Here is a 25,066-nt window from a genome sequence, read left to right on the forward strand (position 1 = left end):
AGAAAGTGAAATAGAAAAGCTGCAAGAAGCTTGCAATAAAATAAAGGAAGAAGCTTTTAAATTACAAGCCATCAATAGAACCTATAGCAATCAAAAATAGCTAGAAGCAGATAACATTTTAAAAAAAATGAGCCTTTAGAATATAAATAATGCATTTATGAAACAAGTAAAACTTACACTATTATTTTTAGTTATCAATTTTGGAGGATTAGCCATTGGAAGATGGTTAATGAATAACGGCCCACTTACTGATTGGTATACCAACTTAAACCAAGCACCTTGGACACCTCCTGGAATTGTTTTTGGAATTGCCTGGACCTTAATTATGATTTGTTTCTCTATTTATTTAGGTAAATTATTTACAACCAATTACAACTCAAAAATACGCTCTGTTTTTATAATTCAATTTATTCTAAACGTAAGTTGGAACTACATTTTCTTTAATCAACACTTAGTCTTAATCGGCTTCATAACAATTGTATTACTCACCTCTACCTTGTTTTATTTCTTTTTTAAACTCAGTAATAAAACTAAATATTATCAATATTTACTATTGCCATACATAATTTGGCTTTGCATTGCAACATCACTAAACCTCTACATTTTAATTCATAATTAACATGAAAATCTACACATTCCACAGAAAGCAAAAATTACCAATTACATTAGAAAAAGCTTGGGAGTTTTTATCGAGCCCTAAAAACTTAAAAACCATTACTCCTTCTTACATGAGTTTCGATATTCTTTCTGGAGCAGAAAAACCAATGTTTGCAGGTCAAATTATACAATATATTGTAACTCCAATTCTTGGGATAAAAACAAAATGGGTTACCGAAATTACACATGTAAAGGAAAATGAATATTTTGTAGACGAGCAACGTTTTGGCCCCTATGCTTTATGGCATCATAAACATTTTATTAAAAAAATTGAAGGTGGCGTAGAAATGGAAGATATTATAGATTATAAAGTTCCTATGGGAATTTTAGGTCAAATGGTGCACCCCATACTGGTAAAACCCAAATTAGAAGAAATTTTTGAATACAGACAAAAAAAATTAATTGAACTTTTTGGACAATATTACCCACCAATTAAATAGATTTTTGGTTTATAGAAATTAGACAACGATAATAAATGAAGACAGTTATACATATTTTTTGGTTTAGAAGAGATTTACGTTTAGAAGATAATTGCGGATTATATCAGGCATTAAAATCAGGCAAAAAAGTACTTCCAATTTTTATTTTTGATGAAGAAATTTTAAGTAAATTAAATAAAGAAGATGCACGTGTTTCCTTTATTTATCAAGAAATAGAACATATTCATAAAAAACTACTCGAAATAGGAAGTGCTTTTGAAGTACTTTACGGAAAACCAATAGAAATATTCAATTCATTATCAGAAAAACACAACATTGACACTGTTTTTACAAATCATGATTATGAACCTTATGCTATAAAAAGAGATTTAGAAATCAAGCAATTCCTAACATCAAAAAATATCAATTTTACAACGTTCAAGGACCAAGTAATTTTTGAAAGAAATGAAATTGTAAAAAAAGATGGAACACCGTATAAAGTTTACACACCCTATTCTAAAAAATGGTTAGAAGCTTTTCATTATAAAGGAATTCAATTTTATCCTTCAGAAACACTGTTAGAAAATTTTATCAAAAGTAAAAACCAACCTATTTTAAAACTAGAAACTATTGGTTTTATAAAATCTGAAATAAAAGTTACTTCTTACAAAGTATCTTCTCAATTAATTGACACTTACGAAGAAACCAGAAACTTCCCTGCAAAAGACAGTACCTCTAAATTAGGCACACATTTACGTTTCGGAACCGTCAGTATTCGCAAAATGGTTGACAAAGCATCAAAAAGCAATAATAGTACTTTCTTAAAAGAATTAATTTGGCGTGAGTTTTTTATGCAAATTTTATGGCATTTTCCTCACACTGTTAAAGACAGCTTTAAACCCAAATACGATAAGATTCTCTGGAGAAATAACGAAGAAGAATTCAAAGCTTGGTGTAACGGCGAAACAGGCTATCCATTAGTAGATGCTGGCATGAAAGAATTAAATAAAACAGGTTTTATGCACAATAGAATTAGAATGTTGGTTGGTAGCTTTCTTTGCAAACATTTATTAATAGATTGGAGATGGGGAGAAGCGTATTTTGCTGAAAAATTACACGATTATGAACAAGCAAGTAATATTGGTAACTGGCAATGGGTTGCCGGAACCGGTGTAGATGCTTCTCCTTATTTTAGAATTTTTAACCCCACTACTCAAATTAAAAAATTTGACAAAGACTTAAATTACATCAAAAAATGGGTACCTAATTTTCAAGAGCTCACCTACCCTACTCCAATTGTAGAACATAAACTAGCTAGAGAACGCTGTTTATCCACATATAAAAAAGCTTTAGTAGACTTTTAACTAACAATATTTAAAAACTAATAAAGGCAACAAATAAAATAAAATTACGTTTTTTAAGTATAAATAGAAAAATAACCTTTCAAATTATTCTATTTTATGTGAAATTATTCTTGTTCTAAGAGCTTCAATCTAGATTGAAGCTCTTTTTATTAAAAATAAATGTAATTTTATTTGGTAGAAACTAAAAATTGCTTTTAATTTGCGCTCTCAAAAACAAAAGCCGATGTAGCTCAGCTGGCTAGAGCAGCTGATTTGTAATCAGCAGGTCGTGGGTTCGAGTCCCTCTATCGGCTCAAATTAAAAAAGTCTCAAAATAATATTTTTTGAGACTTTTTTTTATGAAAAACACTAATTTAATTACAAATATATTTTACAACTTTCTTTTTAAAGTTTAATAATCTTTCACTGTTCCCCTCTTCAAAAGAACCGATTTAAGATTAAAAAAACCATAAGTTATTGCAAAATCTTTATTATTTTAGACGATTAATTATCCTAAACATAATTATATGCTCATTATTGGAATTGCCGGAGGTACAGGAAGTGGAAAAACTACGGTTGTAAATCAAATAATTAAACAACTACCTACAGATGAAGTTTGTGTAATATCACAAGATTCGTACTACAACGAAACGTTTAACTTATCTTATGAAGAAAGAACCAAAATTAATTTTGATCATCCAAGAGCTATCGATTTTGATTTAATTGTTACACATTTAAAAAAATTAAAATCGGGAAAAACAATTGAACAACCTGTATATTCTTTTGTTACGCATAACAGAACAACAGATACCGTAAAAACGCACCCTAGAAAAGTAGTGATTGTAGAAGGTATTTTAATCTTAAATAACAAAGCTCTTAGAGATTTATTTGATATTAAAATATTTGTACACGCCGATACGGATGAACGTTTAATAAGAAGAATTAGAAGAGATATTACTGAAAGAGGAAGAGATATTGATGAAGTTTTAAACAGATATCAAGATACTTTAAAACCAATGCACCTACAATTTATAGAACCTACCAAAAATTTTGCAGATATAATTATCCCAAATAATAAGCATAATTTAGTGGCCATTGATGTTGTAAGAACAGTAATTAACGATCGTTTATAAAGATTATGACTTTTAATAAGTTTAAAAACATAAGAGCCGTAAAAATTTTAACAAACGTTTTTGTTTTAATCTTAATTCCATTTTTAATTTGGATGTTCTTTTTTGATGAAAACTCTTACCTGGTACACAGAAAGTTTGATAATGAAATTACAGATTTAGAAAGTACAATTTCATTTTATGAAAAGAAAATAAAGGAAGACAAAGCTACCATAAAAAAGCTTCAAGATTCAATTCAGTTAGAACGATTTGCTCGAGAAAAATATTTAATGAAAAAAGAAAATGAAGATATTTATTTAATAGAATTTGATACCCTGAAAAAATAAATGAATACTCCTTTGTTTGATAATTTTTTAAAAACTACACCTGCTGCTTGGAAAAATAAAATCCAGGTAGATTTAAGAGGTGCAGATTATAATGACACATTACTTTGGAGAACTCAAGAAGGAATTGTTGTAAAACCTTTTTACACAGCAGAAGACAGAACAAATCTAAAAATAGAAAACCCAAAAACAGAATTTAACATTTGTGAAACTATTTTTATTGATGATGAAAAAATAGCAAACTCATTAGCCATAAATGCTTTAAAAAGAGGAGCGAATTCAATTCAATTTATAGCAAAAAAAACATTTGATTACAGAAAACTACTTGGTAACATAAATGTGAAATCAGTTTTCATTTACTTTAAATTTTCATTTTTAGACGATTCTTTCCAACTTGAAATATCAAAATTTATAAATTCAGACAAAACTTATTTTCAAACGGATATTATTGGAAACTTAGCAGAAACCGGTAATTGGTTCTTTAATTTAAAAGAAGATTTTATAAAATTAGAGCGAATTCAAAGAAATACTACAAATTCTATTGCTGTTTCGGCAGATTTATATCAAAATTGTGGCGCTACCATTACACAGCAACTTGCATATACTTTAGCACATGCAAATGAATACTTAAATAAATACGGAAGTAATGTAGCTAAAAAAATAACTTTTTCTTTTTCTGTAGGAAGTAATTATTTTTTTGAAATTGCAAAATTAAAAGCTTTTAGAATTTTATGGTCTTTAGTTATAAAAGAATATGAGGCAGAGGATTTAGAAGCCCATCTTTTTGTACAACCCAGTTTAAGAAACAAAACAATTTATGATTATAACGTAAACTTATTAAGAACAACATCAGAATGTATGAGTGCTATTTTAGGTGGCGCTAATACTATTTCTAATGTTTCTTATGATGCTATTTTTCATAAATCTAATGAATTTGGGAATCGTATTTCTAGAAATCAATTATTAATATTTCAGCAAGAAAGCTCCCTTCAAAAAGGTAAAAACGTTGCAGAAGGTTCTTATTATATAGAATCTATAACAGAACAATTAGCAGAAAATGCTTTAACGCTTTTTAAGCAAATAGAAAAAAGTGGCGGCTTTTTAAAACAACTAAAAAGTGGCATCATTCAGAAAAAAATTAAAGAAAGTGCTAAAAAAGAAGAAAATGGTTTCTTAGAAAAAGAAGTGATACTTTTAGGTACAAATTCTCTACAAAACAAAGAGGAAAAAATGCAACAAGCGTTGGAATTATACCCCTTTGTTAAGCAAAGAAATATAAAAACAATAGTTTCCCCATTAACCAGAAACCGACTTTCAGAATCGTTAGAAAAAGAACGATTAAACGCTGAAAAAGGTTCATAAAACCTGAAAATGGAAAAAAAAGAAGAAATTCTCATTGAACAAAAAAGACAAAATAAATTAAAAGAAGAAATACAAAAATTGAAGAAAAAACTACCTTCTATTATAATTGGATTTATTTTTTTTATTGCAGTCAGCCTTTATTTCTTAGAAGATAAATTTTATCATTTTTTTGGAAATAACGCCAATTTCATTTTTACTGCTGTTATAATTTTAGTCGTTTTTTCTATATTTTTAATTTTAACTAGTTCCTTTAAAATAAGGAAAAAAGAAAAAGAAATAAATGAAATTGGAATCAAATTATACAAACTTCAGAAGCTAGAAGTAGAACCCAAAAATGAATAGAAAAGAATTACAACATATAAAACTTACAAAAAATCACAAAAAACCAAGACCTTCTTTTAACCAAGAAGGTTTTGTTGCTGGTATTGCACCGAATTTACGAGGTACCTATGCCACCATGTATGTTAAAAGACCCTGGACCATAAGACAAAATGCAAGTTTTTCTACTTCCGAAGAAACCAATGCTTTTTATAGAAAACTTTTAGAAGCAGGACAAAAAGAATTATCTGTTGCTTTTGATTTAGCAACGCATAAAGGGTACGATTCTGATCATGAACTTGTACAAGGTGATGTTGGTAAAGCGGGTGTAGCCATAGATTCTGTAGAAGATATGAAGATTTTATTTAACAAAATTCCGTTAGATAAAGTATCTGTTTCTATGCCAATTAATGGTGCTGTCTTACCCATTTTTGCATTTTATATTGTTGCGGCAGAAGAGCAAGGTATTTCTATAGAAAACTTACATGGTACAATACAGAATGATATTCTCACTGATTTTATGGCAAGAAACACGTACATCTACCCTATTTCTCCATCCATGAAGATTATTGCAGATATTTTTAAATATACTAGCAATAAAATACAAAAATTTAATGCTATTTCTATTTCTGGATTTGACTTGCAAAAAGCGGGTGCAACTGCAGAAATGGAATTAGCATATACACTTGCAAATGGATTAGAATATATAAGAAATGGAATTGAAGCTGGTATGGAAATAGATTCTTTTGCTCCAAGAGTGTCTTTCTTTTGGGCTATTGGAATGAATCATTTTACAGAAATCGCAAAGTTAAGAGCTGCAAGAATGTTGTGGGCTAAAATTGTAAAAGAATTTAACCCCAAAAACCCAAAATCTTTAGCTTTAAGAACACATTGCCAAACAAGTGATTGGTCTTTAACAGCACAGGACCCTTTCAATAATATAACAAGAACAACTATAGAAGCCATGGCAGCTGCTTTTGGCGGAACACAAAGTTTACACACCAATGCTTTAGATGCAGCCGTTACTTTACCAACAGATTTTTCTGCTAGAATTGCAAGAAATACGCAAATCTATTTACAAAAAGAAACTCATATTACCAAAACTATAGACCCTTGGGCAGGAAGTTATCACCTAGAAAAACTAACAGAAGATATTGCTAACAAAGCTTGGGAGCTAATTAGTGAGATAGAAGAACTTGGAGGCATGACAAAAGCCATTGAAAATGAAACCCCTAAAATACGCATTGAAGAAGCTGCAGCTATTAAACAAGCTAAAATAGATACCGAAAAAGAGGTAATTATAGGAGTTAATAGATATCAATTAAAAAAAGAAGATCCTTTACAAATCTTAGAGGTTGATTATGAAACTGTACGTAATTCTCAAATTAAAAGACTACATCAATTAAAAGCTTCTAGAAACAATACTGAAGTTAAAAAGTCTCTTAAAGCTTTAACAGAAGCTGCAAGAACAGGAAAAGAAAACTTATTAGAATTAGCAGTAAAAGCAGCCAAAAACAGAGCTACATTAGGTGAAATTTCTAATGCATTAGAAGCTGTTTTTGGAAGATATAAAGCTGTTCATTAAACAGTTTATTACAAAGCATCAGAATTTTAAAATTTAAAAGAAAGATTCCGAAAATTATTTCATCCAAACTAGGATAAGATATATCTATAAAAAACTAGACTTTCATTTGAATTAACATCAATACAGAAATTATTATTCTTATTGAATCTTAATGAAATAAGCGACCTCTTTTAACAAACTTTAACAAGAAAAAAGAACTTTTCAAGATGTCTTAGTATTTCTTTTATCCTTAAATTTGCCACACTTTAAAAACTACTAAAATAGAATGAAAAAAATTCTTAATATACTCTACTCTACCAGATTAATGGCATTTTTATTTATCCTTTTTGCGGTTGCAATGGGAGTTGCCACGTTTATAGAAAATGATTTTGGCACACAAACTTCTAAAGCACTTGTATATAACACATGGTGGTTTGAGGCTATTATGGTCTTTTTTGTTATTAATTTCTTTGGAAATATTTTTAGATACAGATTGTACAAAAAAGAAAAATGGGCCGTTTTAATGTTTCATTTAGCTTTCCTTTTTATCATAATTGGAGCAGGCGTAACTAGGTATATTGGTTACGAAGGTACTATGATGATTAAGGAAGGAGAAACTGTAAATAAATATTTATCCGAAACTACCTATCTAAACATAATTGTTGATAATGGTAAGGTTCAAAAACCTGAAATTAACAAACCTATATTATTATCTGCTTGGGGTAAAAACTCATGGTCTTACTCAGACAATTTTAAAAACGAAGATAAAACCCAACATTTTAGTTTTGAGCTTGTTGATTATATCCCTAAGGCTGAAAAAAAATTAATAGAAGACGAAAACGGAGTTGAACACTTGTTTTTTGTAGAATCATCAGACGGAACTCGCCATGAACATTGGATTGAAAAAGGAACTATCCAAAATATTCATGGAGTATTAGTTGGTTTTGATGCTCCAAATAACAATGCTTCTATCAACTTTACAAATAAAGGAGGAAACTTAAAAATGGTTTCTAAAGATGAAGGTGATTGGTTTAGAATGGCTGATCAAAAAAGAGGAAAAATCACGAAAGACTCCATTCAGAATTTTCAATATTTAACTTTAAATAATATAGCAGGATTACAATTTGTGATTCCTAAACCTGCCGAAAAAGGGATTATGAAAACCATTAGCGGTAAAAAAGATAGTAAAAATTTAGATATTATTGTTTTAGATATTAAAACTGATAACAAAACAGAAAGAATAGAATTAACCGGAGGTAAATACAATGCTCAAGGTTCTAAAGAAGTTACTGTAGGTAATTTAAATTTTAGAGTATTATATGGTTCAAAAATATTAGAAACTCCTTTTTCAGTAAAATTAAATGATTTTCAACTAGAAAAATACCCTGGCTCCGAAAGTGCCGCATCTTATGCTAGCGAAGTTACTGTTATAGATGCAAAAGAAACATTTGACTATCGAATTTTTATGAATCATATTTTAGATTATAAAGGCTACAAATTTTTTCAATCTAGTTACGATTTATCTGGCCCAAGAGAAGAAACACACCTTTCTGTAAACCATGATTTTTTAGGAACATTTATTACATACTTAGGATATTCCCTATTATATACTGGTTTAATTAGTATGCTTTTTGATAAAAACACACATTTTAATGACTTAAAAAAAGGTTTGAAAAAAATTAAAAAGAAAAAAATGACAATGTCTATGGTGACTGCATTATTCATTTCTACTATTAGTTTTGGACAACATACAGAGCATCAAGAAAACAACATCACTAATCAACAAATAGACTCTATATTAAAAGCAAATGCAGTTGATATTAAACATGCCGAAAGTTTTAATAAACTAGTGATTCAAGATGCTGGTGGCCGTATGAAACCCGCAGATACCTTTGCGTCTGAATTGGTCCGAAAAGTTAGTAAAACAGAGACGTTTAATGGCATGCAACCAAGTCAGGTTTTATTATCTATTATAGAAAACCCTCGCTTTTGGTTTGAGGTTCCTGTAATTTATTTAGAAAAAGGAAACTCTAAAATTAGAGAGATTTTAAGTTTACCTAACACCGCAAAATATGCTCGTTTATCAGATTTTATTATGCCTAATGGGGCGTATAAAATAAAAGATGCCGTAGCAGAAGCACAGAAAAAAAATGTAAAAAATAAATTTGAAAAAGATTTAATTAAAATTGATAAACGAGTAGGCTTATTGTATAGTGCTATTGGCGGAGGTATTTTACGTATTTATCCAATTCCTAATGATGATAATAATACTTGGGTTTCTCAACCAGAAACCTCTACAGCAGGTTTTAAAGCTACAGATTCTGTTTTTGTACGTCAATCTTTACCCGTTTACATACAACTTTTACAAGAAGCTAAAAAAACCAAAGATTATACAAAAGCAAATCAGATTTTAGACGGAATTAAAAAGTTTCAAAAGAAATTTGGAGCAGAAGTATATCCTTCCGAAAATAAAATTGATTTAGAAATCATGTATAATAAGTGGGAAATTTTCACAAAGACTTCTATCTTTTATATGATTTTAGGATTGTTATTAATCTTTATTGAAATTTTAAAAATATTTTATTATAAATCTAAAACACTAAGCTACATTGTTAAAGGGTTAATTGTATTAACCATTTTAAGTTTTCTATTTCATACTTTCGGGTTAGCTGCTAGATGGTACATTAGCGGTAACGCACCTTGGAGTAATGCGTACGAATCTATTATCTATGTTGCTTGGGCAACGATGTTATTTGGTTTGTTTTTAGGAAAAAAATCTACACTAACCATTGGAGCAACTACTTTTTTAGCAGCCATTATACTAGTCTTTGCACATCAAAACTGGTTAGATCCAGCCATTGCCAACTTACAACCTGTATTAAACTCTTGGTGGTTAATGGTACACGTATCTATTATTGTAGCTAGTTATGGTCCTTTTTCTTTAGGTATGATTTTAGGTATTGTTTCTTTAATACTTATTGTATTTACTACAGATAAGAATAAAAAAAGAATGGATATCAATATTAAAGAGTTAACCATTATTAATGAAATGGCGCTTACTGTTGGTTTGGTTATGTTAACGGTTGGTAATTTTCTTGGTGGAATGTGGGCTAATGAAAGTTGGGGCCGTTATTGGGGTTGGGATCCAAAAGAAACTTGGGCTTTAATTTCTATTATGATTTATGCTTTTGTTTTACACATGCGTTTAATACCGGGTTTACGTGGTAGACTCGCATTTAATTTTGCTTCTGCATTTGCTTATTTATCTATTATGATGACCTATTTTGGTGTAAACTTCTACTTATCTGGTTTGCATTCTTATGCTAGTGGAGATAAAGCAGTAACGCCAAGAGAAGCTTATGTTTATATTGGGGCATTAATTTTACTAACCATTATAGCATCGTTTAAATACAAGAAATACTTTAAAAAGTAGCCACATAATTTAGCAAGAAAATGTACTTTTGCAATTGATTTATTAACAATAAAAAACAATATGTTTCATAAAAATATAAAATTAATTTTAGCTGGTTTAATTTCAGTTTGGGCTGTTTATCAATTTAGTCAAGGAAATATAATGAACGGAATTTCAATATTGCTTTTAGCAGGAATTTTTGTTTTATTTTATTTTAAAAACGAATTTATTTTACTGGCATTTTTACAACTGCGTAAACAAAATTTTGAAGGAACTAAAAAATGGTTGGGGTATATTAAAAACCCAGAAGCTGCTTTAATTGTAAAACAACAAGGTTATTTTAATTATTTACACGGAATTATATTAAGCCAAACAAACATTACACAAGCAGAAAAGTATTTGCGTAAGGCTGTCAAAATAGGTCTACCTATGGATCATGACTTAGCCATGGCAAAATTACAGTTGGCGGGTATTGCTATGACAAAAAGACGTAAACGTGAAGCAACTAATTTAATGGCAGAAGCTAAAAAATTAGATAAACATGGAATGTTAAAAGATCAAATGAAAATGATGAAAGATCAAATGAAGAAAATCTAGTTTTTTCATTTTTACTGATATAAAAAAAATCCGCTTTTCAGCGGATTTTTTTATGACTTATATTTCCTTAATTATAACTTATACTACTCTTTAAGCATTAAGCTAACAAAATTCCTTAGCTCTTATAAAGCCTTACCTTCCGTTAAGCTCAAGACAGGATATTTTTTGAGCTCTTTTTTGTTCTGATGTTTATCGGATAAAAAAGCGAGTAGTAAAAGCAGAAAATAGCTTCTAAAAAACATTCTACTTAATCTAACTTACGCTACTACCTTTTTACTTTAACCTTGTTAAGCTTAAATCATTATTATATTTAACAATAAATAATCCTTTATTTTCTGAAATCCCTGTAGACTTATCGGTATAATCAAACTTACTTTCTATTCTAAAAGAAGCACCTTCTTTAAAAGTATTTTTTAAATCATCTCCAGATGCTAATCGAATTAAAATATCATACGTAATATCAAAACCCTTGGTAGCATAAAAAGAAGGCATCGCATTGTTTTTACTAAAATACTGCTTATTAAATAACTGGGTAGATGCAGAAGCCTCATTTACATATTCATCACTAACATAGGTTAAATTTATTTTAGCCAACTTTAAATTTGCTATTTTATCGAATGCAGCACCTTTATTAAAAGTAAAAACCTGAACACTTGTTTTTTCTGGCAAACTAATTAAACTATTAATAGCATCTGCCACTAAAACCGTGTTACCTGAGGTTAAAATTATCCAATTATCTTCATTTGGTTTCAAAATTTCTAGGAAACGTTTTTTAGCTATATACCCTTTAGTTGGTTTTAAAATATGAACTACAGAAATAGAATCATGAGATTGTAAGGATTGTTTAATTACAGCATTAGAAATGTTAGAATCTGCTTTTCCGTCTCCTACTAGAATTAAATTTCCTTTTGTAAAGTTCTCTTTGATATAAGATGTTAATTCCTCTCTAAACACTTTTTTCTCTGGTGATGTTTTTATTAAACTAGACGCACTAAATTTAGACTGCTTCGTAGAATAAAAAGGAAAAACAACCGGCACCTTTACCTTATGTGCAACTATTTCTGCTTCTTCTGAATACAAAGGGCCAATAATTACATCATTTTTATTCAGATCATTTTGAGCTAAAATAGTTCTAATCTCTGTACCATTTTTTTGCGTGTCAAAAACATTTAAATCTACTTGAATTCCCTGTTTTCTAATAGAGTCTACAGCAATTTTGGCACCTAAATAAAAATCTGTTACCATATTTGCTAATTTACTTTTCTGAAAAATATCTTTAGCATCAACCGTATTGTATTCTTGCGCTTTAAAAGGTAATAATAAAGCAACTTTTAAAGAAATATCTTCTTCAATTACATCTTCATAGATATGATTTTCTAGCACTTCTTCTCCTTCTTCTATGCCTTTAATCTTTATAACCTGACCTACTTTTAATCCTTCTGATAAAACAGGATTCAGCGTTATCAATTCTTCTTGCGTTACATTATAAAAACGAGTTAAACTATAGAAAGTATCCCCTTTTTTAACTTCATAAACCACAAAGTTCTTTTTAAGCGCTGCTATATCTTTATCCTTTTTATCTTTTAAAGCGGAAGCTTTATCAGCAGTTGTTTTTACAACTTCATCTGCTTTACTACCTTTGGTAGTAGTTTCTGCTTTTATTTTTTTATTCGGTATTACGATTACTGAATTCACTCCAGGGTTTCTTCCAACATCCGGGTTTAAGCGAAGCAAATCTTTAGTCTTCATGTCCAATCTCTGGGCAATCCCTCTCATTGTTTCACCTTCTTTAACCTTATACTGAACGTATTTTTTTTGTTGACCGCACGATACGGTAAACGTTAAAATACATAGAAAAACAAAAAATTTTACATGTTTCATATACATTATTCCCATTCTATAGTTGCAGGTGGTTTAGAGCTAATATCATACACAACTCTGTTTACACCTTTTACTTGATTTATAATTTTATTAGATGTTTTTTGCAAAAATTCATAAGGTAAATTTACCCAATCTGCTGTCATTCCATCTGTACTTTCTACTGCTCTTAAAGCCACTACTTTTTCGTACGTCCTTTCATCTCCCATTACTCCTACAGAGTTTACGGGCAGTAGCATAGCACCTGCTTGCCAAACTTTATCATACAAACCGTCTTCTTTTAATCCATTTACAAAAATAGCATCTACTTCTTGTAAAATTCTTACTTTTTCTGCGGTAATGTCTCCCAAAATACGAATTCCTAAACCGGGTCCTGGAAAAGGATGGCGTCCTAATAACTCTGGATCTATTCCCATAGAAGCCCCCACTCTTCTTACTTCATCTTTAAAAATCATTTTTAAAGGTTCTACAATTTTCAATTTCATATAATCTGGTAAACCTCCCACATTATGATGACTTTTAATGGTTGCAGATGGACCTCCATTTACAGAAACAGACTCAATAACATCTGGGTAAATTGTTCCTTGTGCTAACCAAGTTACATCTGTAATTTGATGTGCTTCATCATCAAAAACTTCAATAAAAGCGTTACCTATTGCTTTTCTTTTCTTCTCTGGATCTGTTAAACCTTCTAAGGCTTTCAAAAAACGTGCCGATGCATCTACACCTTTAACGTTTAATCCCATACCTTCGTATCTCTTCAATACGGTTTCGAACTCATTTTTACGTAAAAGTCCATTATTAACAAAAATACAATATAGATTTTCTCCAATTGCTTTGTTTAATAAAACAGCTGCTACGGAAGAATCTACACCTCCAGAAAGACCTAAAACTACTTTATCATTACCAACTTTTTCTTTAATTGCTGCTACAGTACTTTCTACAAAAGAATCTGGTGTCCATGTTTGAGCAACACCTGCAATTTTAACTAAAAAGTTTTCTAAAAGTTGTTTACCATCTTTAGAATGATATACTTCTGGGTGAAATTGAATAGCAAAAGTTTCTTCTCCTTTAATTTTATAAGCCGCATTTGTTACGTCTTTTGTACTTGCCAATAACTCTCCATTAGTTGGCAATTCTTTTATAGTGTCTGAATGACTCATCCAAACCTGGCTACCTACTGAAATATTTTCAAAGAAAGTTTCATTACTTTTTATGTAAGATAAATTTGCTCTACCATACTCTCTAGTATTAGAAGGAGCTACTTGTCCGCCTGCATAGTGTGCTAAATATTGCGCTCCGTAACAAACTGCTAAAACAGGTTTTTTTCCTCTAATTTCTGCTAAATCTGGATGTAAAACATTTTCTCCTCTTACAGAGTTTGGGCTACCTGATAAGATAACTGCCTTAAATTCAGCATGGTTTTTTGGTAGATGATTATATGGATGAATTTCACAGTAAATGTTTAATTCTCTTACTCTTCTTGCAATTAGTTGTGTGTATTGCGATCCGAAATCTAAAATAAGTACGTTGTGTTGTTGCATGCGCAAAAATAATATTTTGAATTGAAACTGAACACAAAGTTTGTAAAGATTTTTTACTAAGATTACAAAGAAATATTAATTACGAGTACTTCTTAAAGTATACTTGCTTTTCATAAAATAAAAAGCATAAAAAAACTCAAGAAAAATGTTTTCTTGAGTCTTATTTTATTCCTTTTCTAAAGTTAGTAATAGCATACTAAACGCGCTATAACTTATTGTATTTGTTTATTATTTTACTTTTTAAAACTTATAAACTATCGCATTTATATTCATTCCTGCTCCTACAGAAGCAAAAATAACTACATCTCCTTTATTTACTTCTTGGTTTTCTATTTTACCTTTTAATACCAAATCTAAAAGTGTAGGTACCGTTGCTACAGAACTATTACCTAACTTAGTAATACTTAAAGGCATAACCCCTTCTGGAACTTTCTTTTTAAACAATCTAAAGAAACGTTTTATAATAGCTTCGTCCATTTTTTCGTTGGCTTGATGAATGAATATCTTTTTAACATCATCTATTTCAACACCACTTTTATCTAAAGCAAATTTCATTGCTGCAGGAACATGAATCAAAGCAAATTCATAAATTTTTCTTCCTAACATTTTTATATATTTAACATCTTGGTCTGCTTCTTTATTAAAAGAACTTCCATAATGTAAATAATACGCTTCGTCTTTTGTAAAAGTTTGGGTTCCATGACTTAAAATACCCACACCAGTTTCTTCCGTAGCTTCTAAAATACAAGCTCCAGCACCATCACTAAAAATCATAGAATCTCTATCATGTTTATCTACCACTCTAGATAATGTTTCCGAACCAATTACCAAACATTTTTTTGCCATACCGGCCTTTATAAATGCATGTGCTTGTATGGTTGCTTCTATCCAACCTGGACAACCAAAAAGAATATCATAAGCAACACAATTAGGGTTTTCTATACCTAATTTATGCTTTACTCTTGTAGCTAAACTTGGTAATAAATCACTTTGATTTCCACTTGCTTTAACATCTCCAAAATTATGAGCTATAATAATATAATCTAAATCTTCTTGATTAATATTAGCATCTTCAATTGCTTTTTGAGCCGCAAAGAAAGCTAAATCCGAAGAAGTGTAATCTAGTTTTGCATATCTTCTTTCTTCTATACCGGTAATCGCTTTAAATTTCTCTATAATTACATCGTTATCAGAATCAAAAGTTGAACCATCTTCATTTAAGAAGTTTTCGTTTAAAAAATCTTTGTTTTCTTTAGTTATAGAGGGGATAAAAGTACCTGTTCCTGTTATTTTTGATGAAATCATAATTGATATTAATATATTATTTTGCTAAAAAAATATTAGCCCTCTAAAGTACACATTTCGCTACAAATAGAATTAAAATATCTTACAAAAAATGATATTCAAAACTACTATTTTAAACAAACTACAAAATAGAGAAAATTGGGTTTATTTTATTTATATAAATCTAGTTTTAACTCCATAACAGTGGCTATAGACCTAGCTCTGTTCTTCATATTATCCGCATTTTCACCATCAAAATTGGCGTCAATAGTTTCAAAAAAATACGACATCCAAATGGCAAAATGCTCTTTCTTAAAGGCTACAAATACGTTTTTATCTACGTGCTTTTTCATTACATTGTTCGAGTAGGTATTTGTATCAAAAAGAATATCGTTCCAAAAATCAGAAATAACATCTAAATGTTCTTCTAATTGATTTTGCGCAACAATATCCTCAAAAAAAGGAATCATTTTATGATCTGCCAATAATAAGTTATAAAATTTTGTGATGATAAATTTTATGTCTTTTCTTGATAAAATATCTGGGTTCATTTTTTATTATTTTGAGCTTCTAAAAAGTTCTTTAAATATTACAAGTGTTTACAAATTTACTATTTGTTTGCGTTAGGGATTGAAACGACATCCTTTTTGCTTTTTTAGCAAAAAGATATAGCCTTTAGACTACGCTCAAGATAAATTCCAAGCCCGTTAAAACGCCCTAAAAAATATTATAAATAGGTACTATCAAAAGAAAAAGGCAATAGTGAAAGTAGCGATTCTGTAACGACAACTTCACCTACTTCTCCCATAAACAGCACCTGAAATGGTGTTTTTTGATTGATTTCGTATTCTGATAATGTTTGTCTACAGGCGCCACAAGGTCCAATTGGCTTGTTTACTTTAGTAATTGATGAACTAGCTGTAATTGCTAACTTTTTTATTTTCATGTTCGGATAGGTAGATCCTGCTTTCCAAATAGCAACTCTTTCTGCACACATACCAGAAGGATACGCCGCACTTTCTTGATTGTTTCCTAAAACAATTTCTCCATTATCTAATAACAAAGCTGCACCAACATGAAACTTAGAATACGGAGCATAGGCTTTTTTTCTAGCTTCAATTGCTTTTTGCATTAACTTTTGGTCTTCTACAGAAAGTTCTGAAATATCTTTATAAACAGTTGCGGATGTTGAAACTTCAATTTTTCTCATAAAAATCTATTCGTCAAAAAAAAGCAGCCTTATTTGACTGCTTTTAAATATTGTTATAAAATTACTAAAAATAATTGACTTTTAATAGTCATCAAAAACTTCACCTAAATCAAATGATAATGAAAAACGCAACGAGTTTTCTAATGGATTATTTACGTCTGAAGAATTAATTAAATAAGATAAATCTACATTTAAAGCGTTGGTTTTAAACCCACCACCTAACGTAAAATATTGTCTATTTCCTTTATCTGCACTTTCATGAAAATATCCACCTCTTAAAGCAAAGGCATTATTGTATAAATACTCTGCACCAAAAGCGTATGTAAATTCTTTTATTTCTTCGCTAAAACCTCCTGGAGCATCTCCAAAAGATTGAAAAATACCACTTACCCAACCAACATTATCATCTTCTCCCTCTAAAATAGTTCCATCCGTATCTCTAATTGGTGGAGTTGGTACTAATAATTTTGTGAATTCTAATGTGGTAGAAATAGTGTTATAATCGTCTAAAATAAAATCGAAACCACCCCCTAATTTTAAATTAGTTGGAATAAAGTCATCACTCCCTGGGCTGTAAGAAACCTTCGGACCAATATTAGCAATATTAAATCCTAATCTATAACGTCCGTTAAAATTTCCATAGTTTTCTTCGAAAGATTGGTAATATCCAGAAATATCTACTGCAAAAGAATTTATTGGTCTTAAAGTACTGTTTGTTCCATTAAAAGTTAAGTTAGAACGCACATACTTTAAACCAACTCCCATAGAAAAAGTTTCGCTTAATTTTAAAGAATATGCCCCTGTAAAGGCCAATTCATTTGGGTTAATAGAACCGTTATCAGTTCCATCGGATGTTGTTAAATCTATTTGACCTAAAGAAAAATACTTTAAATCTGCTCCCCAAGCAGCATTTTCGCTAAAACGATTCATGTAAGAAGCGCTTCCCGTAAAAATATCATCTGTTAAATTACGCAACCAAGGAGAATAGGTAATACCTGCTTTCACTTGTCTATTACTAAACGTCATTTTTGCAGCATTATGAAAAAGAGAAAAGGCATCTGCAGAAGTTGCAACCCCAACATCTCCCATACCACCTGCTCTTGCATCTGGTGTAATTAATAAAAATGGTACCGCTGTGGTAATTCCTCCAATATTATCTGTGTTTATTTCAGTTTGTGCCGTTGTCCTAATCGTAACAAACGCACATAATATAAAATAGATTGTTAATTTCTTCATTTGATTTCTTTATTCTGATTTTTATTTGACAAATATCTAATTTTTATTGAAGTATTACTAATTTTTCATATTTCTCTGAAACTAGACCGCTTGCTGTAGCTTTTACTCTTAATTTATAGACATAAACTCCTTTACCTATTTTATTACCAAAATCATCTAAACCATTCCAAGTAACACTTCTTACTAAGGTTTCTGCGTTTGGTATATTTTGGTTGATTGTTTTTACTAATTTACCTGAAACCGTAAAAATTTGTATCTGTACCTCTAAACTTTCGTTCGGTTTGTTATGGTTAAACCAAAATTCTGTATAATTTACAAAAGGGTTTGGGTAATTTAATACGTTTTCTAAATTTAGTATAGCATCACTAACAACCACAAAGTTTAACGTAAGTTCAGATGAATTATTATACGTATCCCAAGCTTTTATTTTTATAGTATGTGGCCCAACCTCTAAATCTCTTAATTTATAAGTGACTTTACCGTTAGTAAAATCGTCTAATTCGGTTTCATAAAAGTCATTTAATATAATTGGGTTGGTGTTATCGCCATCTAAAACCGCTACAATATCATGATCTACCGCAGTAATGGACGTATTAATTCCGCTAGTGTCGGATAAAACTGCCACTAAATTAGGCGACGCATTGGTATTTCCTCCATCAATAAAAGACTCATCATTCATAAATAGTTTTATTTCTGGACCAACCGTATCCTCTGGCGCATTTTTATCAATACCACCAACAACAATATCTACATTATAACCTGCTTTATCTATAGTTCCGTTTTCTGCATAAAAACTTAATTTACCTTCTCCGTATGCTATTTTAATGTCTTTTGGTACAATAAAATCAAATTCAAATACGCCATTTTTTACCGTAGCTTTTCCTTTAAACAACTTACTATCTTGCGTATCAAAAGGCATTGTTATTCCAAAACCATCATTATCTAAAGTCGTTTTATCAATTATTTTATCAAAAACTGTAGTTGATAAAGTTCCATTAAAATCTGATAACAAGACATTAGTATCATCTAAAATTTCTCCTTTAAAACGAACTTTAGACAAAGCTTTTAAGGTGTCTAATTGAGAAATATCTTTACCATTCATTTCTGTAATGCTTACTTTTGGTTTTGGTATTGCCAATTTCATAGCAGGATCTCCAAAATGAAAAATAAAGAATTTTTGAGTGCTAGTAAAACTATTCTTTGTTTCCATTAAAGATTGCGCAATTGATAAGTCTTCATCTTTAAACTCAAGTAAAACCCGAATTAATTCTTCATTAAACTTTTGCCCTGTAAAAATATAAACCTCTCTTGTAGTGGTTATCATACTTGCAGCCCCTCCATTTGCATTTAATAATGTAAGTTCACCAGCAGTAATTCTATTGGGGTTATCGAATCTAGAAAAATCACAAGTAACAGTAATCAAAAGCGGCAACGTACTAGGATTATTAAAACCCTGAATTTGTGATTTTGTCAATATTTTTTCTGAAGCAAATCCGTCTTCACTTCCATGTCCAAAATAATCAAAAACTAAAGTTCCTTTTTCTATAGCATTAGTAATTGCCTCATTAACTTCTGGATAACGTTCTCCTCCAGAAGAATTTTCTTGTACATAGTTATTTAAATAGATTTTACTAATATTAAAAATTGGTTTATTAACTTTAATCTCATCTGCAATAGACTCTACTCCTTGTTGTAAAACTTCCTCTCCACTTTCATCTATATCGTCTGCCAACATGGTTATTGTATTTCTCCAATCACCAAATGCATTTTTATTATAATAAGATAAAATTTTATCAACCACATCTTTTGCTTCAGTACCTGTGGAAACCGGAATTCTACTTGATGCAACATCAATTTTATCACTAGAGCTCATACCTCCGGCAGTTTCACCTAACATCACATAAAAATCATCTGTAACCCAAGAACTTGCTAAATTGAAACTTATATCTGACAATTTTACGGGTACAATATTATTATTCCCTGTAATTCTATCTTTATAATCGTAAGAAGCATCTCCAAAAAAGCACACATATTTTAGTTTTGTTTCTTCGGATGAATATGTCAGATAAAGATGTCTTAGAAAATCTCTAATTCCGGTAATATCTTTTGATCCAGAGGAGAACTCGTTATAAATTTCATTTAACAAAACTACTTTTGTAGATAACCCTGAGTTTTGTTGATGATAATCTGCTAACCTTTGTGCTTCACTAGAAAGGTCATCATTTGTAATAACAATATAATTAAGCTCTTTTAAGGCATGTAAATTTTGGTTAGCAACGCGTCCATTTTGTAATGCTTTTGGCGTGTAGTAATCATTTTCGTTTAAAACGATATATTCTTTTAAATTCCCATTTATATATAAACCACCATTATCTTTAAAATTAAAGCTACTTCCCGTAATTTCATTCTGTATATTTTGTGGTTCTATGGAATTTGAAACATCCCAAACTTGAAAAATATTTGTACTATTTTGAATTTGATATTCTACTGTACCTATAGTATTTGCTTGCTCAAAACTTCTAAAAGAAAATTGCTTTCCGGCTGCAATCAATTGTTTTTTACCAACAATTTCAATATAATCTAAAAAAGCGGTGGCAGAAGGATTTCCTCCATTATTATAGGTAATAGAAAAATCTAATAGATTTGCTGAGTTTATAAAACTTACAGATACTTCACCTGTATTTGCCTTTGTTGCTCCACTTGCTCCAGAGAAATTTAAAGTAGCAGCAGATGCACCATTTACATTAATAGCCATAGAGGAAGAATTGATAGAGGTAGAAACACCTCTAACTAAAACTTTAACATCTGTATTTGGAACTGCATTATTAAAAGGTATTTTAAAATTCTGTGTGTTTTCTATATTAAAATCCTGATTAAAAAACCATTGTGTGCCTGCAGCAATTAAGTTTTTTTCGTCTTTTTCGTAAAAAGTATAATCGTCAAAAGTATCAAATAGTGCCGTAGTTGCAGTAGTTATTGGTGCTTTTTGTTGTATTCTTTTTCCATCTACACTAGACACAGTAATAAAGTAATATGCCTTATCAGAATAAATATTTTGCCTATGTTTTATGTTACTAGCAGTTGTACCTTTCCAATCGTGTGGCCCTTTTGCATAAAACAAAATATAATCATCATTATCAAAAGAGCCATCGGCTTCTCCTTCTATGTATATGGCATTCTCTTGTAAGTCTTTAAATCTTTCATCCGCATTTAAAACGGGCAAAAGACTTCCTCCATTACCATAAATGCGAATTTTCTTAGGATTTAAGCCATTTGTAGAAATTCCTATTTGCTGCAATAGGCTTTTATTAATTTTAAAAACTCCAGTAGTATCAACAGAAAACTTAAACCAGTCTCCGGAAGAAAGCACAGAATTACTGCTCTGAGCGGAAATTAAGTGAATGAAACAAATAAAAAAAAGCGTTAAAAATTGTTTTCTCATAATAATATTCAAATAACGCAAATAAATTATAGATATTTTAGTACTTACAAAGATAAATTATACTAAATTTAAAAAACAGTCGTTTAAACAGATAAGAGAAGAAAAATGAAGCGTTAAATTTTCCGTTTTACTTGTATGACTGTAGAATTATTGTAAATTGCATCGCTATAATAAAAACCCTTAACTAATTTTTAATTAGGAAATGAGAAACGTATTAAAAACATCCTTAGTTCTACTATCTGTCTTAACATTGGCTAGTTGTAGTAAATCAACTTCAGGAAAATCGACACTTACAGGATTGCCTTTTAACAATCCTAAGTATGGTAATTATATAAGAGGAAATGAAACAGCCGGACAAGAAATTCCTTTAGGAATGGTTGCTATTGAAGGTGGTTCTTTTACAATGGGACAAGTACAAGATGACGTTATGTTTGACTGGAATACAACCCCTAAAAAAATGCATATTCGTTCATTTTACATGGATGAAACGGAGGTTACCAACTCTGAATACTTTTTATATATTCAAAATATAAAAGATGTTTTTCCTCCATCAGAAGAAAAATACAAACACATTTATAATTCCGTTTTACCAGACACTTTAGTATGGAGAAAAAGTTTAGGTAATACTGATATTTTATCTGAAAATTACTTAAGACATCCTGCTTATTCAGATTATCCTGTAGTGGGAGTTAGCTGGTTACAAGCAAACCAATACTGTAAATGGCGTACAAATGCAGTAAACTTAAAGAAATTAATAGACAAAGGGTACATTAAAAATATTTTTGAAAACGACAGTATTAGAAACTTCTTTGATACCGATGTTTTCTTAGCAGATTCTGATAATCTTTTTGATGGAGATACTACTGTTTACAAAAGAGGAATAAGATCTAGAGGTCCTATTAAAAATAATAAAGGTTCTTTTCAAGGAAGAAAAATTACCCAAGCAGACGGCGTTTTAAGTCAGAAATACAGACTACCAACAGAAGCAGAATGGGAATTTGCAGCTAAAGCGAATATAGAAAACAGAGAATACAATAACATTAGAGGTAGAAAGAAATATGCTTGGAATGGTAAATATTCTAGAGAAACAAAAAAAAGACATAGAGGAGATCAAATGGCTAACTTTAAACAAGGTGAAGGAAACTATAGTGGTTTGTCTGGTTGGAGTACTGATGGTTCTGACATTCCTATTATAGTAAAGTCTTACCCTCCAAATGCATTCGGATTATACGACATGTCTGGAAATGTGGCAGAATGGGTTGCAGATGTTTACAGACCTATTATAGATAATGAAGCAAATGATTTTAATTACTTTAGAGGTAATATTTTTACTAAAAAGATGATTGATAAAGACGGGAAAGTTGTGATAGTGAATAGCTCTAGCGCAGCAGAAGTAGAATACGATACGCTACCAAATGGTGTTATTACTCCTAAACAATTCCCTGGTACTATTAAATACATTCCTATTACTAAAGATGATGCTACCTTAAGAAGAAATTTTTCTGTTTCTGACAATACAGATATTGGTGATGGTGACTTAAATTCTTCTAGATTTTATGAAGAAGAAGAAGATCAATTTGGATCTAAACCAAGTATGTACAACTCGCCAAGAAACCCTACAAAAGAAATAGACCCAGAAACAGGTAGAGAAATATTAGTAAATGATGCTAAAAAAAGAACTACCTTAATAAGTAATAGAACAAGAGTATACAAAGGTGGTGCATGGTCTGATGGAGAATATTGGTTAGACCCAGCTCAAAGAAGATATTTACCAGAATATATGGCTACCAATTTTATTGGTTTTAGATGTGTAACGGATAAAGTAGGGCCAATGTCTTCTAAGAAAAAAAAGGCTAGAAACTCAGTTAGATAATAAAATATTTATTAAAAAATATAACCTCACTGTAAGATTTACAGTGAGGTTTTTTTATTTTTAAAGGATGAAAATCGAAGAAATTTACCAATTATATACCAAACATTTTCTTGTAGATACAGACACAAGAACTATTAGAAACCATACTTTATTTTTCGCCCTAAAAGGCGATAATTTTAATGGAAATAATTTTACAAAAGAAGCTTTAAAGCAAGGTGCCGATTACGCCATTGTAGACGAAGAATCACATAGCCATGAACCCAATATTATTTTAGTTGATGATGTTTTAGAAACGCTCCAAAAACTAGCAAACCACCACAGAAAGGTTTTAAACATACCAATTATTGGGTTAACAGGTAGCAATGGAAAAACAACTACCAAAGAATTAATAAATGCTGTTTTAAAAACAAAATATAAAACTACAGCAACCAAAGGGAATCTAAACAATCATATTGGCGTACCTCTTACCCTACTTTCTATGACTCCTGAAACTGAAATTGGAATTGTAGAAATGGGTGCAAATCATAAAAAAGAAATAGAATTTCTTTGTACACTTTGTGAACCAGATTTTGGATATATTACCAATTTTGGAAAAGCCCACTTAGAAGGTTTTGGAGGAATTAAGGGTGTTATTGAAGCTAAAAGTGAACTATATACCTACCTAAAAGAAAACGGTAAAATTGCATTTATAAACCCACAAGATGCTGTACAAGTAGAAAAAACTATCAATATAAAATCCATTTCTTTTAACAATAACTTACAGTTTTTAGAGGTAAATCCGTTTGTAAAACTATCTTTAAATTCTAAATCTGTTCAAAGCAATCTTATCGGAAAATATAATTACACAAACATAGCCGCTGCCTGCACTATTGGAAGCTATTTTAAGGTTTCTGACACCGATATAAAGGATGGTATAGAAAACTATACTCCAGAAAACAATCGTTCTCAAATCATCCTAAAAACGGTGAACAAAGTTATTTTAGATGCATATAACGCAAATCCTACAAGCATGAAAGCTGCTTTAGAAAATTTTGAAGCTATTAAAGAAGAAAACAAAACTGTAATTTTGGGTGATATGTTTGAGCTAGGAAAAACAAGTATAGAAGAACATCAAAATATTGTAGATTTAGTAGCGCAACTACATTTTAATAATTGTTTTTTTGTTGGTGAGAATTTTTATCAAACAAAAACAAAGAACAACGCGTATAAAACGTTTGAAGAGCTACTGCTTCATCTAAAAAACAATCCTCTTAAACAGCAATCAATTTTGATTAAAGGTTCAAGAGGAATGCGTTTAGAAAGACTGTTAGAAATTATTAATTGATATTATGGTTCGATAATAGACCTAAGCCTGACTCACTATTAGAACCAAGACTTGACTCTAACGGCATCATAAATAGATGTAATTTAAACTAAAATTAGTCTGCCTTTTCACAATAAAATTATTTCAACAAAATAAGTGTATCATTTAAAG

Annotated in this window: 19 protein-coding genes and 1 tRNA gene; 13 read left to right on the plus strand and 7 right to left on the minus strand. The window is 30.2% G+C overall.

What is annotated here, in order from left to right; all coding sequences use genetic code 11:
• Positions 1–157 precede the first annotated feature (157 nt).
• From JOP69_RS08525 to JOP69_RS08575, 11 genes are all read left to right on the plus strand, one after another.
• A complete protein-coding gene (locus tag JOP69_RS08525) occupies positions 158–619 on the plus strand; it encodes a TspO/MBR family protein (RefSeq protein ID WP_203394068.1) in 462 nt (153 codons plus the stop codon).
• Between the two features lies 1 nt (position 620).
• Complete coding sequence (locus tag JOP69_RS08530) at positions 621–1,097, plus strand: SRPBCC family protein (RefSeq protein WP_203394069.1); 477 nt, start codon at positions 621–623, stop codon at positions 1,095–1,097.
• 35 nt (positions 1,098–1,132) lie between these two features.
• Positions 1,133–2,440, plus strand: coding sequence for a deoxyribodipyrimidine photo-lyase (locus JOP69_RS08535; RefSeq protein ID WP_203394070.1), 1,308 nt, complete (start codon positions 1,133–1,135; stop codon positions 2,438–2,440).
• 219 nt (positions 2,441–2,659) lie between these two features.
• Positions 2,660–2,733: transfer RNA gene (locus tag JOP69_RS08540), tRNA-Thr, on the plus strand.
• A gap of 213 nt (positions 2,734–2,946) precedes the next feature.
• The gene (udk, locus tag JOP69_RS08545) at positions 2,947–3,552 is read left to right on the plus strand and encodes a uridine kinase (RefSeq protein WP_203394071.1); all 606 of its coding nucleotides are present in this window, start codon (positions 2,947–2,949) and stop codon (positions 3,550–3,552) included.
• A gap of 5 nt (positions 3,553–3,557) precedes the next feature.
• The gene (locus JOP69_RS08550; RefSeq protein ID WP_203394072.1) at positions 3,558–3,875 is read left to right on the plus strand and encodes a septum formation initiator family protein; all 318 of its coding nucleotides are present in this window, start codon (positions 3,558–3,560) and stop codon (positions 3,873–3,875) included.
• The gene (locus tag JOP69_RS08555) at positions 3,876–5,234 is read left to right on the plus strand and encodes a methylmalonyl-CoA mutase subunit beta (RefSeq protein ID WP_203394073.1); all 1,359 of its coding nucleotides are present in this window, start codon (positions 3,876–3,878) and stop codon (positions 5,232–5,234) included.
• Between the two features lie 9 nt (positions 5,235–5,243).
• On the plus strand, positions 5,244–5,576 hold the full coding sequence (locus tag JOP69_RS08560) for a hypothetical protein (RefSeq protein ID WP_203394074.1): 333 nt from the start codon (positions 5,244–5,246) through the stop codon (positions 5,574–5,576).
• On the plus strand, positions 5,569–7,137 hold the full coding sequence (scpA, locus tag JOP69_RS08565; RefSeq protein WP_203394075.1) for a methylmalonyl-CoA mutase: 1,569 nt from the start codon (positions 5,569–5,571) through the stop codon (positions 7,135–7,137). Before JOP69_RS08560 ends, scpA begins: the two co-directional genes overlap by 8 nt.
• A gap of 265 nt (positions 7,138–7,402) precedes the next feature.
• The gene (gene ccsA / locus JOP69_RS08570; protein WP_203394076.1) at positions 7,403–10,549 is read left to right on the plus strand and encodes a cytochrome c biogenesis protein CcsA; all 3,147 of its coding nucleotides are present in this window, start codon (positions 7,403–7,405) and stop codon (positions 10,547–10,549) included.
• A 60-nt stretch (positions 10,550–10,609) separates the two neighbouring features.
• Positions 10,610–11,125: a DUF2892 domain-containing protein gene (locus tag JOP69_RS08575; RefSeq protein ID WP_203394077.1), complete on the plus strand. Its 516-nt coding sequence runs from the start codon at positions 10,610–10,612 to the stop codon at positions 11,123–11,125.
• Between the two features lie 273 nt (positions 11,126–11,398).
• On the opposite strand, the gene JOP69_RS08580 is transcribed toward JOP69_RS08575, so the two are convergent.
• The 7 genes from JOP69_RS08580 to porU form a co-directional block, all read right to left on the minus strand.
• On the minus strand, positions 11,399–13,021 hold the full coding sequence (locus JOP69_RS08580; RefSeq protein WP_203394078.1) for a LysM peptidoglycan-binding domain-containing protein: 1,623 nt from the start codon (positions 13,019–13,021) through the stop codon (positions 11,399–11,401).
• A complete protein-coding gene (gene guaA / locus JOP69_RS08585; RefSeq protein WP_203394079.1) occupies positions 13,012–14,547 on the minus strand; it encodes a glutamine-hydrolyzing GMP synthase in 1,536 nt (511 codons plus the stop codon). The genes JOP69_RS08580 and guaA overlap by 10 nt, the downstream gene beginning before the upstream one ends.
• A gap of 240 nt (positions 14,548–14,787) precedes the next feature.
• Complete coding sequence (locus tag JOP69_RS08590; protein ID WP_203394080.1) at positions 14,788–15,852, minus strand: 3-oxoacyl-ACP synthase III family protein; 1,065 nt, start codon at positions 15,850–15,852, stop codon at positions 14,788–14,790.
• Between the two features lie 149 nt (positions 15,853–16,001).
• The gene (locus JOP69_RS08595; RefSeq protein ID WP_203394081.1) at positions 16,002–16,382 is read right to left on the minus strand and encodes a group III truncated hemoglobin; all 381 of its coding nucleotides are present in this window, start codon (positions 16,380–16,382) and stop codon (positions 16,002–16,004) included.
• Between the two features lie 176 nt (positions 16,383–16,558).
• A complete protein-coding gene (gene cdd / locus JOP69_RS08600) occupies positions 16,559–17,041 on the minus strand; it encodes a cytidine deaminase (protein ID WP_203394082.1) in 483 nt (160 codons plus the stop codon).
• An 81-nt stretch (positions 17,042–17,122) separates the two neighbouring features.
• Positions 17,123–18,277, minus strand: a complete 1,155-nt coding sequence (gene porV / locus JOP69_RS08605) for a type IX secretion system outer membrane channel protein PorV (protein ID WP_203394083.1) — start codon at positions 18,275–18,277, stop codon at positions 17,123–17,125.
• 43 nt (positions 18,278–18,320) lie between these two features.
• Entirely contained in the window at positions 18,321–21,719 is a 3,399-nt protein-coding gene (gene porU / locus JOP69_RS08610; protein WP_203394084.1) for a type IX secretion system sortase PorU, read from the minus strand.
• A 202-nt stretch (positions 21,720–21,921) separates the two neighbouring features.
• Between porU and gldJ the strand changes: the two genes are divergently transcribed.
• Together gldJ and murF are read left to right on the plus strand one after the other, a co-directional pair.
• On the plus strand, positions 21,922–23,592 hold the full coding sequence (gene gldJ / locus JOP69_RS08615; protein WP_203394085.1) for a gliding motility lipoprotein GldJ: 1,671 nt from the start codon (positions 21,922–21,924) through the stop codon (positions 23,590–23,592).
• Positions 23,593–23,659: 67 nt separating this feature from the next.
• The gene (murF, locus tag JOP69_RS08620; protein ID WP_203394086.1) at positions 23,660–24,916 is read left to right on the plus strand and encodes a UDP-N-acetylmuramoyl-tripeptide--D-alanyl-D-alanine ligase; all 1,257 of its coding nucleotides are present in this window, start codon (positions 23,660–23,662) and stop codon (positions 24,914–24,916) included.
• Positions 24,917–25,066 lie beyond the last annotated feature (150 nt).

This window comes from Polaribacter sp. Q13 (assembly GCF_016858305.2).
GTDB lineage: Bacteria > Bacteroidota > Bacteroidia > Flavobacteriales > Flavobacteriaceae > Polaribacter.

What these genes read in the sequence shown, in the direction of transcription:
- JOP69_RS08525 (WP_203394068.1), top strand. Translation starts at nt 158, where the DNA reads ATGAAACAAGTAAAACTTACACTATTATTTTTAGTTATCAATTTTGGA.
- JOP69_RS08530 (WP_203394069.1), top strand. Translation starts at nt 621, where the DNA reads ATGAAAATCTACACATTCCACAGAAAGCAAAAATTACCAATTACATTA.
- JOP69_RS08535 (WP_203394070.1), top strand. Translation starts at nt 1,133, where the DNA reads ATGAAGACAGTTATACATATTTTTTGGTTTAGAAGAGATTTACGTTTA.
- udk (WP_203394071.1), top strand. Translation starts at nt 2,947, where the DNA reads ATGCTCATTATTGGAATTGCCGGAGGTACAGGAAGTGGAAAAACTACG.
- JOP69_RS08550 (WP_203394072.1), top strand. Translation starts at nt 3,558, where the DNA reads ATGACTTTTAATAAGTTTAAAAACATAAGAGCCGTAAAAATTTTAACA.
- JOP69_RS08555 (WP_203394073.1), top strand. Translation starts at nt 3,876, where the DNA reads ATGAATACTCCTTTGTTTGATAATTTTTTAAAAACTACACCTGCTGCT.
- JOP69_RS08560 (WP_203394074.1), top strand. Translation starts at nt 5,244, where the DNA reads ATGGAAAAAAAAGAAGAAATTCTCATTGAACAAAAAAGACAAAATAAA.
- scpA (WP_203394075.1), top strand. Translation starts at nt 5,569, where the DNA reads ATGAATAGAAAAGAATTACAACATATAAAACTTACAAAAAATCACAAA.
- ccsA (WP_203394076.1), top strand. Translation starts at nt 7,403, where the DNA reads ATGAAAAAAATTCTTAATATACTCTACTCTACCAGATTAATGGCATTT.
- JOP69_RS08575 (WP_203394077.1), top strand. Translation starts at nt 10,610, where the DNA reads ATGTTTCATAAAAATATAAAATTAATTTTAGCTGGTTTAATTTCAGTT.
- JOP69_RS08580 (WP_203394078.1), bottom strand. Translation starts at nt 13,021, where the DNA reads ATGGGAATAATGTATATGAAACATGTAAAATTTTTTGTTTTTCTATGT.
- guaA (WP_203394079.1), bottom strand. Translation starts at nt 14,547, where the DNA reads ATGCAACAACACAACGTACTTATTTTAGATTTCGGATCGCAATACACA.
- JOP69_RS08590 (WP_203394080.1), bottom strand. Translation starts at nt 15,852, where the DNA reads ATGATTTCATCAAAAATAACAGGAACAGGTACTTTTATCCCCTCTATA.
- JOP69_RS08595 (WP_203394081.1), bottom strand. Translation starts at nt 16,382, where the DNA reads ATGAACCCAGATATTTTATCAAGAAAAGACATAAAATTTATCATCACA.
- cdd (WP_203394082.1), bottom strand. Translation starts at nt 17,041, where the DNA reads ATGAGAAAAATTGAAGTTTCAACATCCGCAACTGTTTATAAAGATATT.
- porV (WP_203394083.1), bottom strand. Translation starts at nt 18,277, where the DNA reads ATGAAGAAATTAACAATCTATTTTATATTATGTGCGTTTGTTACGATT.
- porU (WP_203394084.1), bottom strand. Translation starts at nt 21,719, where the DNA reads ATGAGAAAACAATTTTTAACGCTTTTTTTTATTTGTTTCATTCACTTA.
- gldJ (WP_203394085.1), top strand. Translation starts at nt 21,922, where the DNA reads ATGAGAAACGTATTAAAAACATCCTTAGTTCTACTATCTGTCTTAACA.
- murF (WP_203394086.1), top strand. Translation starts at nt 23,660, where the DNA reads ATGAAAATCGAAGAAATTTACCAATTATATACCAAACATTTTCTTGTA.